Annotated in this window: 11 protein-coding genes; all 11 read left to right on the forward strand. The window is 37.9% G+C overall.

Features of this window, described 5'->3' with window-relative positions; translation table 11 throughout:
- The first annotated feature begins 112 nt into the window (after window positions 1–112).
- The 11 genes from BHF70_RS08715 (at window position 113) to BHF70_RS08765 (ending at window position 12,803) form a co-directional block, all read left to right on the forward strand.
- Window positions 113–832, forward strand: coding sequence for a LytR/AlgR family response regulator transcription factor (locus tag BHF70_RS08715; protein ID WP_075759856.1), 720 nt, complete (start codon window positions 113–115; stop codon window positions 830–832).
- A 22-nt stretch (window positions 833–854) separates the two neighbouring features.
- Window positions 855–2,135 (forward strand): GHKL domain-containing protein, encoded by a 1,281-nt coding sequence (locus BHF70_RS08720; RefSeq protein ID WP_083638387.1) that lies wholly within the window; start codon window positions 855–857, stop codon window positions 2,133–2,135.
- Window positions 2,136–2,407: 272 nt separating this feature from the next.
- The gene (locus BHF70_RS08725) at window positions 2,408–3,103 is read left to right on the forward strand and encodes a TrmB family transcriptional regulator (RefSeq protein ID WP_075759857.1); all 696 of its coding nucleotides are present in this window, start codon (window positions 2,408–2,410) and stop codon (window positions 3,101–3,103) included.
- A 1-nt stretch (window position 3,104) separates the two neighbouring features.
- Window positions 3,105–4,355 (forward strand): diaminopimelate decarboxylase, encoded by a 1,251-nt coding sequence (locus tag BHF70_RS08730; protein WP_075759858.1) that lies wholly within the window; start codon window positions 3,105–3,107, stop codon window positions 4,353–4,355.
- 598 nt (window positions 4,356–4,953) lie between these two features.
- Complete coding sequence (gene tnpA, locus BHF70_RS08735) at window positions 4,954–5,355, forward strand: IS200/IS605 family transposase (RefSeq protein ID WP_075759427.1); 402 nt, start codon at window positions 4,954–4,956, stop codon at window positions 5,353–5,355.
- A gap of 2 nt (window positions 5,356–5,357) precedes the next feature.
- On the forward strand, window positions 5,358–6,632 hold the full coding sequence (locus tag BHF70_RS08740) for an RNA-guided endonuclease InsQ/TnpB family protein (RefSeq protein ID WP_075759859.1): 1,275 nt from the start codon (window positions 5,358–5,360) through the stop codon (window positions 6,630–6,632).
- A 114-nt stretch (window positions 6,633–6,746) separates the two neighbouring features.
- Entirely contained in the window at window positions 6,747–7,475 is a 729-nt protein-coding gene (locus BHF70_RS08745) for a copper homeostasis protein CutC (RefSeq protein WP_075759860.1), read from the forward strand.
- Window positions 7,476–7,496: 21 nt separating this feature from the next.
- On the forward strand, window positions 7,497–8,168 hold the full coding sequence (sdaAB, locus tag BHF70_RS08750) for an L-serine ammonia-lyase, iron-sulfur-dependent subunit beta (RefSeq protein ID WP_075759861.1): 672 nt from the start codon (window positions 7,497–7,499) through the stop codon (window positions 8,166–8,168).
- 2 nt (window positions 8,169–8,170) lie between these two features.
- Window positions 8,171–9,031: an L-serine ammonia-lyase, iron-sulfur-dependent, subunit alpha gene (gene sdaAA, locus BHF70_RS08755; protein WP_075759862.1), complete on the forward strand. Its 861-nt coding sequence runs from the start codon at window positions 8,171–8,173 to the stop codon at window positions 9,029–9,031.
- Between the two features lie 165 nt (window positions 9,032–9,196).
- Complete coding sequence (locus BHF70_RS08760; RefSeq protein WP_075759863.1) at window positions 9,197–10,129, forward strand: glycosyltransferase family 2 protein; 933 nt, start codon at window positions 9,197–9,199, stop codon at window positions 10,127–10,129.
- A 1-nt stretch (window position 10,130) separates the two neighbouring features.
- Window positions 10,131–12,803, forward strand: a complete 2,673-nt coding sequence (locus BHF70_RS08765) for a YfhO family protein (RefSeq protein ID WP_075759864.1) — start codon at window positions 10,131–10,133, stop codon at window positions 12,801–12,803.
- Window positions 12,804–12,928: the final 125 nt, after the last annotated feature.

A 12,928-nucleotide genomic window follows, 5' to 3' on the forward strand; every position in this document is an offset into this window, starting at 1 on the left:
AACTGCTGCACATCGGCACGCAAAGCGGAGCAAGTCCCTCATGATTGAGGGATACAGGGAGTTGATAGCGGACTTGTCCGCTTTGTTCTAGAAAAAATATATGGAGGAAACTATGGAAGAACAATATCATATTGCCATATGTGACGATGAGGAGTTCTGGAGAGAAAAAATAAAAACCTTTTGTATGGAAACTTCAGAAAAACTGCAGATAAATTTTAAAATTTTTCTATTTAAAACAGGAGAAGAATTAATTCAGTCTGATCAGGTCTTCCAGGTACTGTTTCTGGATGTAGAATTGGGAAATATAGATGGATTTGAAATTGGATTGGTTTGGAAAAAACAAAAAAGACCGGGAAGGATCATTTATATAACCAGCCATGATGAATGGGTACAGCAAGCATTTAAAGTTCAGGCATTTCGGTATTTATACAAGGATTCTGACATGGAAGCCGGATTTCAGGAGGCTTTGACAGAAGCACTGCGGGAATACCGGGAAGAAAATGATTTTTTAGTTTTTTCAGGAAAGAAAGAATACTTTATTAAGATAAAAGATATTCAGTATATTGAATCTTTAGGAGATGAGATGGCACTTCATCTGGAAAAAGATTATATTATTGTAAAAGAAACATTAAAGGAAATAAATAAGCGGCTGGATCAAAGATTTTATCAATGTCACAAAAGTTATATCGTAAATATGCAGAATATTTTAAAGTTGGAAAATGACAAAGTTTATCTAAAACATGGAGAAACGGTAGCGGTTTCTGTAAGACGCCGGAAAGAAATGAAAAAACAATATTTTCAGTTCATTAAGAGTCAGGCAGAATATTTATGAGAGGTATGAGAGGAAAGATGAAATGATTATGAAATGTACATATTGGATGATAATTTATCTTGTGGAATGTCTGAAAATGATAGTTTGTCTTCGGGGGATCATTGGAATTAATTTAACAAAAGGAAAAAATAACTATATCATGATAGGAATTGGAATGGGACTTAGCTTTGTGGCAGCATGGTGTTTTCCTCAACAGATTGACCCTATTGTTATCCTTTTGCTTTTTATAACCAATGTAGTCATATTTGGTAAAGTCATCTATGGATTTCTGGCAGTGTTTTCTGTGGGAATATTTGATGCCGTTTTATCCTACGCGATCATCATCATCTTTCAGCTGGATTTTGACAAGATGTATGTAAGCGAACTTTTTTCTAATGTGGAAGAAGCAGTGAGCCTCTGTCTGCTTGTGGTTATTGCATTATGCAGGCAACGGGTCAGAAAGGAAAATGATCCATATCAATTTCAGGATTTGTTATATATGGTCATTATTTTAATAGGAATCATTCTATGTGTAAATCCTCTTGTCACAGCAGGATTACGAAATTGGGATTCCATGAAAATCAGGATATGGTTTTTGTTGGGCATTATCTTATTGGGACTTGGCATTTTGGGGCTGATTTTTAAAATGCTGAACGAACGCAGTCAGAGAGAAGTGTATGAAAATGAGCTGCAGTGGAACCAGAAGTTCTTAGACGAGCAGAAACAATACTACAAAATGTTGTTACAGAAAGAAGAACATACAAAAAAATTCCGTCATGATATGAACAGTCGGCTTCGGTGTATATATGAATTTCTTACGCAGGGTCAATATGACAGAGTACAGCAAAATCTGGAAGAATTATTAGGAGAAATCCAGGGAAAGGAAAAAATAGTACATACCGGAAATGAAGTGGCAGATATTGTCATTAATGATTGGATAGCGGATAAAGATGTAGTATTTCACTGGAAAGGACTGATACCGGGAGAGCTTGTTTTGAAAGATAGTGAAATCTGTATTTTGTTTTCGAATCTGGTGAAAAATGCGGAAGAAGCAGTGAGGAATCTTACCCAAAAAGATATCTGGATCCTGGTTAAAGTTATGGATCATAATCTGGTTATCATTGAGGAAAATCAAAAGGATCCGGAACAAGGAATCGTTCAGACAAAGAAACATTTACAAACAAGTAAGCGTGACGAAAAGAATCATGGATTTGGAAGCAGGAATATACAGGAAATTATAGAAAAATATCATGGAGATATACAATATGAAGATAAAGGGAATCTGTTCAGGGTTGAGATCGTACTACCTGATATAAAAAAATGAAACGTTCATCAGGAAAAATAAACGTTCATCGCAAGTTGGTTGAATGTTTTGCATAAGAGGATTATGATGCTTTTAGAGGGGGAAAGGACATGGAATACATAATTATGTTGTGCAAATGGCCTTGGTGGGTATAAAAGGCAGAATAATAAGGGTAGAAGATTTGAGATACATGGTAGAAAATGATATATTTTCTAAAAAGAATGTCAAGTTCATCTTGACATTCTTTTTTTTCTAAACTATAGTATTCCTAGATAGGAACACGAGGTGAAACGATGGATAATGTGGAATGTCTGATGGAGTTTGGACTGACAAGACATGAGGCCAGTTTGTATGTTCTTCTTACATTAGAAGGAAATCTCAATGGATATGAAGCCGCTAAATTAAGTGGTATTTCAAGATCAAATACTTATAATGCACTGGCAGGGCTGGTGGATAAAGGTGCTGCCCGTATGCAGGAAGAAGATACTGTAAAATATACACCGGTTCCGGTAGAGGAGTTTTGTAACAATAAGATTCGTCATATGGAGAACCGAAAAAAAGTACTGATTACAGAGATGCCTTCCAAAAGAGAGAACAAAGGAGGGTATTTAACGATCAGAGGTGAAGAACATATCTGTGACAAGATCATTGATATGCTGTCTCATGCCAAAGAACGTGCTTATGTATCCATATATAATGAACGATTGGAATCTTTTCGTGTATATCTGGAAAAAATGACAGCACAGGGTAAGAAAGTGGTAATCATAACCAATGAACCTTTTGAATTGACAGGAGCTACCGTTTATCTGACAGAATGCAGGAAAGAACAGATTCGTTTGATCACAGATTCCAATGATGTACTGACGGGCGAAATCACCAATCAATATGAGGCAACTTGTCTTTATTCCAGCAATAACAATCTTGTTGAAGTATTTAAAGATGCTTTAGCAAATGAAATAGAATTATTAAAAATGAAAGGAAACAATTGACATGGCAAAGAAACCATTTGTAACAAAAGAACAATTAGATGAAATCGTAAAAAAATATCCGACACCATTTCATTTATATGATGAAAAAGGAATCCGTGAAACTGCAAGAGGATTATATAAAGCATTTTCATGGAATAAAGGATTTAAAGAATATTTTGCAGTAAAGGCAACACCAAATCCAACGATTTTAAAAATCTTAAAGGAAGAAGGTTGCGGAACAGACTGCTCTTCTTTAACAGAACTGATGATGTCTGATAAATGTGGTTTTTCAGGGGATGAAATCATGTTCTCATCCAATGATACTCCTGCTGAAGAATTTAAACTGGCAAAACAGCTGGGAGCTACGATTAACTTAGATGATATTACACATATTGATTTCTTAAAAGAAACTGCTGGAATTCCGGAAAAGATTTCCTGCCGTTTCAATCCAGGCGGATATTTTTCACTGGGAACAGATATTATGGACAACCCTGGTGATGCTAAATATGGAATGACAACAGAGCAGATGTTTGAAGCATTTACAAGATTAAAAGAACTGGGAGTAAAAGAATTTGGTATCCATTCTTTCCTTGCAAGCAATACAGTAACAAACGAGTATTATCCAACTCTGGCAAAACAGCTGTTTGAACTGGCTGTTGAACTGAAAGAAAAAGTAGGAGTTCATATTGGATTTATTAACCTTTCCGGTGGTGTTGGAGTTCCTTATCTTCCGGATCAGGAAGGAAATGATATTGCAGTTATCGGAGAAGGTGTGCACAAAGCATTTGATGAGATTTTAGTACCTGCAGGAATGGGAGATGTAAAAATCTTTACAGAACTGGGACGTTATATGCTGGCACCGAATGGACATCTGGTAACCAAAGCAATTCATGAAAAACATACACACAAAGAATATATCGGTGTAGACGCATGTGCAGTAAATTTAATGCGTCCTGCCATGTATGGAGCTTACCATCACATTACGGTTATGGGAAAAGAAGATCAGCCATGTGATCACATGTATGATGTAACAGGTTCTCTTTGTGAAAATAATGATAAATTCGCCATTGACCGTAAACTTCCAAAAATCGATATGGGAGATTTGCTGGTAATTCATGACACAGGAGCTCATGGATTTGCCATGGGATATAACTATAATGGAAAATTAAAATCTGCTGAAATTTTATTAAAAGAAGATGGAACAACAGAAATGATTCGTCGTGCTGAAACTCCAGAAGATTATTTTGCTACCATTAAAGGCTTTAATTTCTAAAACATAAATTGCTTTGACTGCCGTATTTTTTATACGGCAGTTTTTGTTACTTGGGAAATCCTTTTGGATTTCCTATGTAACAAAAAACACTTTGCGTAAGATGCGACCAGATGCACGTTGAAGCGGACTTGTCCGCTTCGTTTTTATCAAACGACCTAGCAAAAATACTCCCACTTCAAGCCCGTAGCGGGATAAGTGGTGAGATGAATTGCCGAAGCCGTGCCCTAGTAGAAAATAGAGCCGGAATTTCCGGCTCATACGCCTACCCTCGTCCAATCCCACATCGCACCATTTCACGCTGCATTGCTCGTGTTGCTGGCGCTTGGGTTTTGGCTGAATCAATTAAATTATCAACAGATTTCGAGCCTATTGTATTCCTCTCTTTCATTTTGGGCTATTTCATAAAAAGCTTTTGCCAACTCAAACTCATTTTCGCAATCCCACCCTATCCACTACGCACTCTTCAAGTTCGTCTCAATGATAATCAATATACAATTATACCTCGAACGGCAATAAAAACGTATAGTATCTGGTTGAAATTTTCAAAAAATTCCCTTATAATAAAATCAGTCTTAAATGTAGAAAGGGCTAGATACCAATGGAATTACAAACAAATAACCATTCAGTCTTTGCATTGCACTATCATCTGGTGATGGTAGTCAAATACCGCAGGCGTGTACTGGATGACACTATCTCTGACAGACTGAGAGAAATCTTTGAAAACGTGGCCGGTAACTATCACATTACCGTGGAAGAATGGAATCATGACATTGATCATGTCCATGTATTGTTCCAGGCACACCCAAAGAGTGAATTATCCAAATTCATCAACGCCTACAAGTCTGCCAGTAGCCGTCTCATCAAGAAAGAATATCCGGCCATCCGGAAGAAACTCTGGAAGGAAATGTTCTGGAGCCGTTCTTTCTGCTTGTTGACCACAGGCGGTGTCACCATGGATGTCATTCGGCAGTACATCGAGGATCAAGGAGAGAAAGAGTAAGTATGAAAGGAAAGAAAAAGGACAAACACTATCTTTGTGTAAAACAGCAATTGAAACGTCTGACGAAGGAAGAATACCTCATCCTTCGTGAACTTTGTCATGCTGCAAAAAACCTCTACAACGAGGGCTTATACAGTGTTCGTCAGCATTTCTTCCAGACGGAAGAATATCTTCCTTACGCCAAAAACTATCATCTCCTTAAAAACAGCGAAAACTATAAGCTGTTAAACAGTAACATGGGCCAACAGATTCTCAAAGAAGTAGACGGAACTTTTCAATCCTTCTTTGGACTCTTAAAATTGTCCAGACAGGGAGAATACAGCTTCCAGGATATTTCCCTGCCTCATTATCTGCCAAAAGACGGATACATGACGCTGGTAGTGGGATTTGTACGCTTAAATGGGAACCAATTCATCCTCCCTTACTCCAATGCGTTCAAAAAGAACCATAAACCAATCATTATCACCATCCCACCAATCCTGATGGATAAAAAGATCAAAGAGATCCGCATCATTCCAAAAGCCAATGCAAGGTTTTTCGAAATTCAGTATACATATGAAGCTGAACCTATCGAAATACAGATCAATCCAAACAAAGCACTTGCCATTGATTTTGGAATCAATAACTTAGCTACCTGCGTCACTGACGAAGGTGCTTCTTTCATCGTGGACGGAAAACACATCAAATCCATCAACCAGTGGTACAACAAGGAAAACGCCAGGCTGCAGAGCATCAAAGACCTGCAAGGCATCAAAGGAAGCACCAAACGCCAGGCTATCCTTGCCAGAAAACGCAACAATGCAGTGAATGACTATATCAACAAGACTTGTCGCTATATCATCAATTACTGCATCGATAACCAGATTGGTCATGTAGTCATCGGCTACAATAAGGATCTGCAGAAGAATTCCAATATCGGACATCGAAACAATCAGAACTTGATGAATATCCCAGTTGGTGAGATCCGCAAAAAATTGGAGTATCTTTGTGCCCTCTATGGCATCCACTATATGCTGCGTGAAGAAAGCTATACATCCAAAGCTTCCTTTTTTGATAGGGATGTTATGCCTGTCTATGGCGAAGAAGATAGCCAAACACCTGCAACATTCAGCGGAAAAAGAGTGAAAAGAGGACTCTATCGGACTTCCACGGGCTATGAATTCAATGCAGATGTAAACGGTGCGCTCAATATCCTTCGTAAAAGTAATGTTGTGTGCTTAGATGCACTATACAGTAGAGGCGTCGTGGCAACGCCTATGAGAATACGTATGGCTTAATTGCCATGCGCTGTTCTCATGAAGCCCCCACTTCTATAAGTGGTGGGTAGTTCACGAAATATAATAATACAAAAACAGTGTAATGATTTTGAATAAATATAGGAGGAATTATTTATGATAGAAATATGCTGTGGAAGCTTTGAAGATGCAATGGCTGCATATGAAGGCGGCGCAGACCGCATTGAATTAAATAGTGCCCTTTCCGTTGGGGGACTGACTCCTTCCCTGGGAAGTCTGATCATGGTAAAACAATATACAGATTTGGAAGTAATTTCTATGGTACGTGCCAGAGGTGCAGGATTTTGTTATAGCGATTATCAGTATGAACAGATGCTTGAGGATGCAAAACTACTGGCGGCTTATGGGACAGATGGAATTGCATTTGGATTTTTACAGGAAGATCGTAGTCTGGATGAGCGAAAGGTAAAGGAATTTACAGAACTGATTCATGATGAAGGTGGGAAAGCTGTTTTTCACAGAGCTTTTGATTGTGTGAAAGATCCATATGAAACCATGGAAAAACTTATTGAGATAGGAATTGACCGGGTTTTGACCAGTGGGTTACAAAGAACTGCCGAAGAAGGGATTTCGTTGTTAAAGGAATTGCAGACAAAATACGGTAAACAGATAGAACTGATGGCAGGATCGGGCATAAATCCTGAAAATGCAGATAAGATTCGAAGAGAAACGGGAATTATCCAGTTGCACAGTTCCTGTAAAGAGTGGATAACTGATACAACAACAAAAGGAGAAACGGTTTCTTTTGGATATATGGAAGGAAAACTGGAAACTTCTTATGATATTGTTTCCAGAGAGAAGGTACAGAACTTAGTGACATTTTAAGATTAGACAGAAGGTGAGCATATGAATTTATTTGATATAATTGGGCCGGTAATGGTCGGACCATCCAGTTCCCACACGGCTGGAGCGGTGCGAATCGGGCAGGTGTCCAGACAGCTTTTAGGAGAAGAAGTAAAAAAAGCAGAGATTCTGCTCCATGGTTCTTTTGCTGCAACAGGGAAGGGACATGGAACAGATAAAGCACTGGTTGCAGGGCTTATGGATATGGAACCGGATGATATAAGGATTCCAGATAGTTTTCAGCTGGCAAAGGAAAATGGAATGGATTTTAATATTGGTACCATTCAATTAAAACATGCCCATCCAAACAGTGTAAAACTACTTTTAACAGGGATAAGCGGGCGAGAACTGGAAATTGTGGCATGTTCCCTTGGCGGAGGACGAATTAAAATATGTACCATTGATGGTCTGGATGCTAATTTCTCAGGAGAATATACCACATTGGTCGTACACAATATTGATCAGCCGGGTCATGTAACAGAAGTAACTTCAATGCTTGCACATAAATCAGTAAACATTGCAACCATGCAGCTGTACCGTGACCACCGGGGAGGAGATGCGGTTATGATTATTGAATGTGATCAGGAAATCCCTGAAGAGTCTATCAAATGGTTAAGTCATTTAGAGGGAATTCAGAAAGTAACGTATCTTCCAAAGAAAGATAAGGAGGTCTGATTATGAGTTTTACATCTGTGAAGGAAATGGTGTCCATTGCACAGGAAAAAAATATGAGTCTCTGGCAGGTGATTTTAGAAGATGATATGCAGGAACGTCAGGTAACCAGACTTGAATCCATAGGGAAAATGAGTGAAATGTACCTGGCTATGAAAGAAGCCAATTTAGGCTATGATAAAAATCTCAAATCTGCCAGCGGTCTATCTGGGGGCGATGGAGAAAAAATGATGGAAGAAGTCAGAAGAAAACAGAATCTCACAGGAGAATTTGTTGGGACAGTAATGGCAAATGCATTGAAAATGGGAGAGTCCAATGCCTGCATGAAAAGAATCGTGGCAGCTCCAACGGCAGGTGCCTGTGGGGTGCTGCCGGCAGTTTTGCTTACTTATGAAGAGTTTCATAGTATCCCGGAAGAAAAAATGCTGGAAGGTATGTATGTGGCAGCAGGTGTCGGACAGGTTATAGCCAGCAGAGCCAGTATAGCCGGTGCTCAGGGAGGATGTCAGGCAGAGATAGGATCTGCATCCTGTATGGCAGCAGCGGCTATCACTTATATAAGAGGTGGAAAAGTTCAGCAGATTATGGATGCGGGAGCTTTTGCATTAAAAAGTCTTCTTGGACTGGTATGTGATCCTTTAGGTGGACTGGTAGAAGTTCCTTGCATTAAGAGAAATGTTATTGGATCAGTCAATGCGATAACAGCATCTGATATGGCAATGGCTGGAATAGAGAGTAAAGTACCATTAGATGAAGTAATTGATGCAATGGCAGAAGTAGGAGATCTTATGCCATGTGCATTGAAAGAAACCAGTCAGGCAGGACTGGCGCAGACAGAGACGGGTAAAAGATACTTTTTGCAGTAATTTAAAGAGTCCTTCAGTTTTTTTATGTTTTTCAAAAAAAATGAGATAAAAGAGCTGTTTCATTTGTATATATTATATAGGTAAAGCATTTATGTGTTATGACCGGATATGAAAATGTTTTTTGATCATATAGATAATAAGAGAACGGAAAGGGAAGGACTTAAGATGAAGAAAAGGTGTACATGTGTTGTCCCCTGTTTTAATGAAGAGGAAGCAGTGATACTATATTACGATGCAATGTGCGAGGTGATGGAACAGGAAAAGAACAGGATAGACTTTGAGCTGCTCTTTGTAGACGACGGAAGCAGGGATCATACTCTGAAGCAGATAAAAAAACTGAAAGAGAAAGACCATAGAGTCAGGTATATCTCTTTTTCCAGAAATTTTGGCAAGGAAGCTGCTCTTTATGCAGGTCTGGAACATGCACAGGGAGACTATGTTATTACGATGGATGTTGACTTGCAGGATCCGCCATGTCTGATTCCGGAAATGGTCCGGCTGATTGAGGAAGAAGGATATGACAGTGTTGCAACTCGAAGGGTGAACAGAAAAGGAGAACCACGGATACGATCTTTCTTTGCCAGGAAATTTTATCGTATTATCAATAGAATTTCTGATGCTGATATTGTAGATGGAGCCAGAGATTTTCGTATGATGAAGCGGGAAATGGTAGATGCGATTTTGTCTATGAAGGAATACAACCGATTTACCAAGGGAATTTTCGGATGGGTTGGATTCAAAACAGAATGGTTAGAATTTGAGAATGTTGAGAGAATTGCCGGAGAAACAAAGTGGTCTTTCTGGAAGCTGTTTAAATATGCTATGGAGGGAATTATTGCATTTTCAACAGTACCTTTGACCATTGTTTCTTTAATTGGAGTGGTTGTCTGCATTGCAGCATTTGCTTTTTTTATCTTTGTTCTGATGAGAGCTCTTATTTTTGGAGATCCGGTTGCCGGTTGGCCGTCACTGGTCTGTCTGATTACATTCTTAAGTGGAATACAGTTAATGGGAATCGGAGTGCTTGGGCTCTATCTTTCAAAAACATATCTGGAAGCAAAACACCGCCCGATCTATATTGCAAAGGAGATATGTTAATATGAAAAAGAAATATTTATTTTTGGCATATTCATTTCTTTTTGTAATATTGTGTATGATTGTGTTCTATCCATTTTATATTTCCGGCAAATCTTTTGTATGGGGGATTGGTGCTCAAGATGGCATGGCACAGCATTTGAATGCAGTAATTTACTGGGGACAATATATAAGAGAGTTTTTTGGGAATCTGCTGGAAGGGCATATGAAATTGCCTATGTGGGATATGAGTATAGGGTATGGTGCAGATGTTCTGACAACTTTAAACTATTATGCCATCGGGGATCCTATAAATCTGATTTATATATTTTCCAATAAATATAACGCAGAATATTTTTATGATTTTGGCTTGATACTTCGAATGTATCTGGTGGGGATCAGTTTTATCTGTTATGGAAGATATATGAAGAAAGACAATAATGGGATTCTTATTGGAAGTCTGATTTATCTTTTCAGTGGTGTATTATTTCAATCAGCAATGCGTCATCCGTTTTTCCTAAATCCTATGATTTATCTTCCGATTTTGTTTATAGGAATTGAAAAGATATTTCGTAAAGAAAAACCATATTGTTTTATTTTTACTGTAACTATAAGTGCAGTTAGTAATTTTTACTATTTTTATATGCTAACTGTTTTTGCGGTTATTTATGCATTGATTCGGTTCCGGCACTATGAACGAAAAGAAAATTTTATCAGAATTGTTGGGAAATTTGCAGGATGGTATCTTCTTGGAGTAGGAATCTCGGCTATAATATTACTTCCTGTGATTCTTGGATTTTTAGGAAATGCCAGAAGTGGAGCTTCAGGAAATTCCGGTATGTATTTTTGCTATTCATTGTCATATTACCTTAGGGGACTGTTCCAGTTTATTGGATTTGATAAGGTGGAAAGAGGTACGAATTTAAACTTTGTTCCATTATCGGTTTTGGCAGTGACGACATTATTTTTACAGAAAAAAAAGAAAAGAACAGATTATAAAATTGCATTTATACTGGCAATTTTGTTTTTAAGTATTCCAATGTGCAGTTATGTATTACATGGTTTTTCTTATCCAATGAACCGGTGGATATTTAGTGTTACTTTTCTGGTGGCAATTACTGTAACAGAAATGTATCCAGATTTGTTATCTTTAACAAGGATTCAGGCGGCAGGAATAATCGTGATAACAGAAGGGTATGTTTTAGCAGTTATTCTGGCATCCAGACGGGAAAATCTGCTGGCTGCAGCAGGAAAAGGAGTAAAGGCGGCAGCAGTTGTTCTGACGGGCACACTGATCATGGTTTTACTTGTTAATTATATGAAAAATATTCAAAAAAGTGCTGTCAGACATTGGCTTATATTGTCTGTAGTATGTGGTTCTATAGGAGTGGCAGGAATCTACCATTTTTCACCAAAGAAGTCTACGGTATTAAAAGAGTATTTGCAGAGGGGACAGGCATATAATGTGCTATGTGGTAAGGAAGTGGGATTGCTGGACCAGCACAGCACTAAAGAACTGTATCGTACCGAAGCAAAGTCAACAAGGAATTATAATTGGGGCATGATTGATTGTATTCCAAATACAACCAACTACTTTAGCATTACAGACAAAAATGTATCTCAGGCAGTAAGAGATTTAGAAAGCACAGATTACCGATATTTATTCCGTTTTCGAAAACTTGATGAAAGAGAAGGTCTGTTAAGTCTCTTTTCTGTAAAATACCAGATACGAAAGAAAAGCGATCCACCTGCGGATTCAGGCAGCTATCAGAAAATAAAGGAAATGAATGGTTGTGTATTGTATGAAAATAAAAATGCTCTTCCGTTTGGTTATACATATGATAGTTGTATAACAGAATCAGAATACGAAAAACTGAATCCGCTGGAAAAAGAAGAGGCGTTGCTGAAATATGCAGTTGTAGAAGAGAAAGGTAGCAGCCTTCCGGTTGTAACTCCTGAAATTTCAGTAGAAACAAAAACATTACGAAAACATACTTCCAGATTTGTTTCTGAAAAGGGGAAGGCACAGTGGGAAAAAATAAATATACCATTGAATCCTGAAAAAGAAAGCTATATTCGAATAGAAGGAATAGGTGTTACAGCCCAAAATCATGAGAACAAAAAATGGAAGCTGTCATCCCCTGAAAATAAGATAAGAATGAGGATTTGGGCAAATGGAAGGAAATATTCTGTTATTCTTCAGGAAAAAGGTTCTTCATATTATTTTGGAAAACGAAATTATATAATTAAGCTAGAAAGAAGACATGGAGAAAAAGAAGGGAATATAAACATTAGATTTCATGTGCCAGGGACATATTCAATTGATAGGATCTCTCTGATAGAAGTAAATAAAAAAGAGTTAAAAACAACTGTAAAAGAGCGGAAAGATCAACCGGTATTAAAGAACATTAAATATGATAAAGGAAACCATTTCTCAGGAGATATTACAGTAAAGGATAAAAAAATCCTTTGCATACCTATTCCTTATTCAAAAGGATGGAAAGCATTTGACTGCGGAAAACCGGTTAAAATAAAGAGAATACAGAGAATGTTTATGGGAATTGAACTATCTTCCGGTAAGCATCATATACAGCTGGATTATATAACACCGGGACTAAGGCTTGGAGCGCTAATATCTGTGGCAAGCAGCGGATTGCTTCTTGTACTAATGCTTCGGAAGAAAAAATTTGAGAAATAACATATAGGTAAAATAAAGAAACATCCCAGAGGAAACATGTTGAGATTCGGAGAATCGAATCCTGGTTTCCGAAGGGATGTTTTTTCTTTCAGCTTACCAAAGGCATAGGGTTGCACATAAGATAC

The sequence above is a fragment of the Anaerostipes sp. 494a genome, assembly GCF_001940315.1.
Lineage (GTDB): Bacteria > Bacillota > Clostridia > Lachnospirales > Lachnospiraceae > Anaerostipes > Anaerostipes faecalis.

Excerpts from the sequence above, each read along its gene's own strand:
- sdaAB (WP_075759861.1), top strand. The coding sequence starts at position 7,497 with ATGAATTTATTTGATATAATTGGGCCGGTAATGGTCGGACCATCCAGT.
- BHF70_RS08720 (WP_083638387.1), top strand. The coding sequence starts at position 855 with ATGATTATGAAATGTACATATTGGATGATAATTTATCTTGTGGAATGT.
- BHF70_RS08745 (WP_075759860.1), top strand. The coding sequence starts at position 6,747 with ATGATAGAAATATGCTGTGGAAGCTTTGAAGATGCAATGGCTGCATAT.
- BHF70_RS08730 (WP_075759858.1), top strand. The coding sequence starts at position 3,105 with ATGGCAAAGAAACCATTTGTAACAAAAGAACAATTAGATGAAATCGTA.
- BHF70_RS08765 (WP_075759864.1), top strand. The coding sequence starts at position 10,131 with ATGAAAAAGAAATATTTATTTTTGGCATATTCATTTCTTTTTGTAATA.
- BHF70_RS08715 (WP_075759856.1), top strand. The coding sequence starts at position 113 with ATGGAAGAACAATATCATATTGCCATATGTGACGATGAGGAGTTCTGG.
- BHF70_RS08760 (WP_075759863.1), top strand. The coding sequence starts at position 9,197 with ATGAAGAAAAGGTGTACATGTGTTGTCCCCTGTTTTAATGAAGAGGAA.
- tnpA (WP_075759427.1), top strand. The coding sequence starts at position 4,954 with ATGGAATTACAAACAAATAACCATTCAGTCTTTGCATTGCACTATCAT.
- BHF70_RS08725 (WP_075759857.1), top strand. The coding sequence starts at position 2,408 with ATGGATAATGTGGAATGTCTGATGGAGTTTGGACTGACAAGACATGAG.
- BHF70_RS08740 (WP_075759859.1), top strand. The coding sequence starts at position 5,358 with ATGAAAGGAAAGAAAAAGGACAAACACTATCTTTGTGTAAAACAGCAA.
- sdaAA (WP_075759862.1), top strand. The coding sequence starts at position 8,171 with ATGAGTTTTACATCTGTGAAGGAAATGGTGTCCATTGCACAGGAAAAA.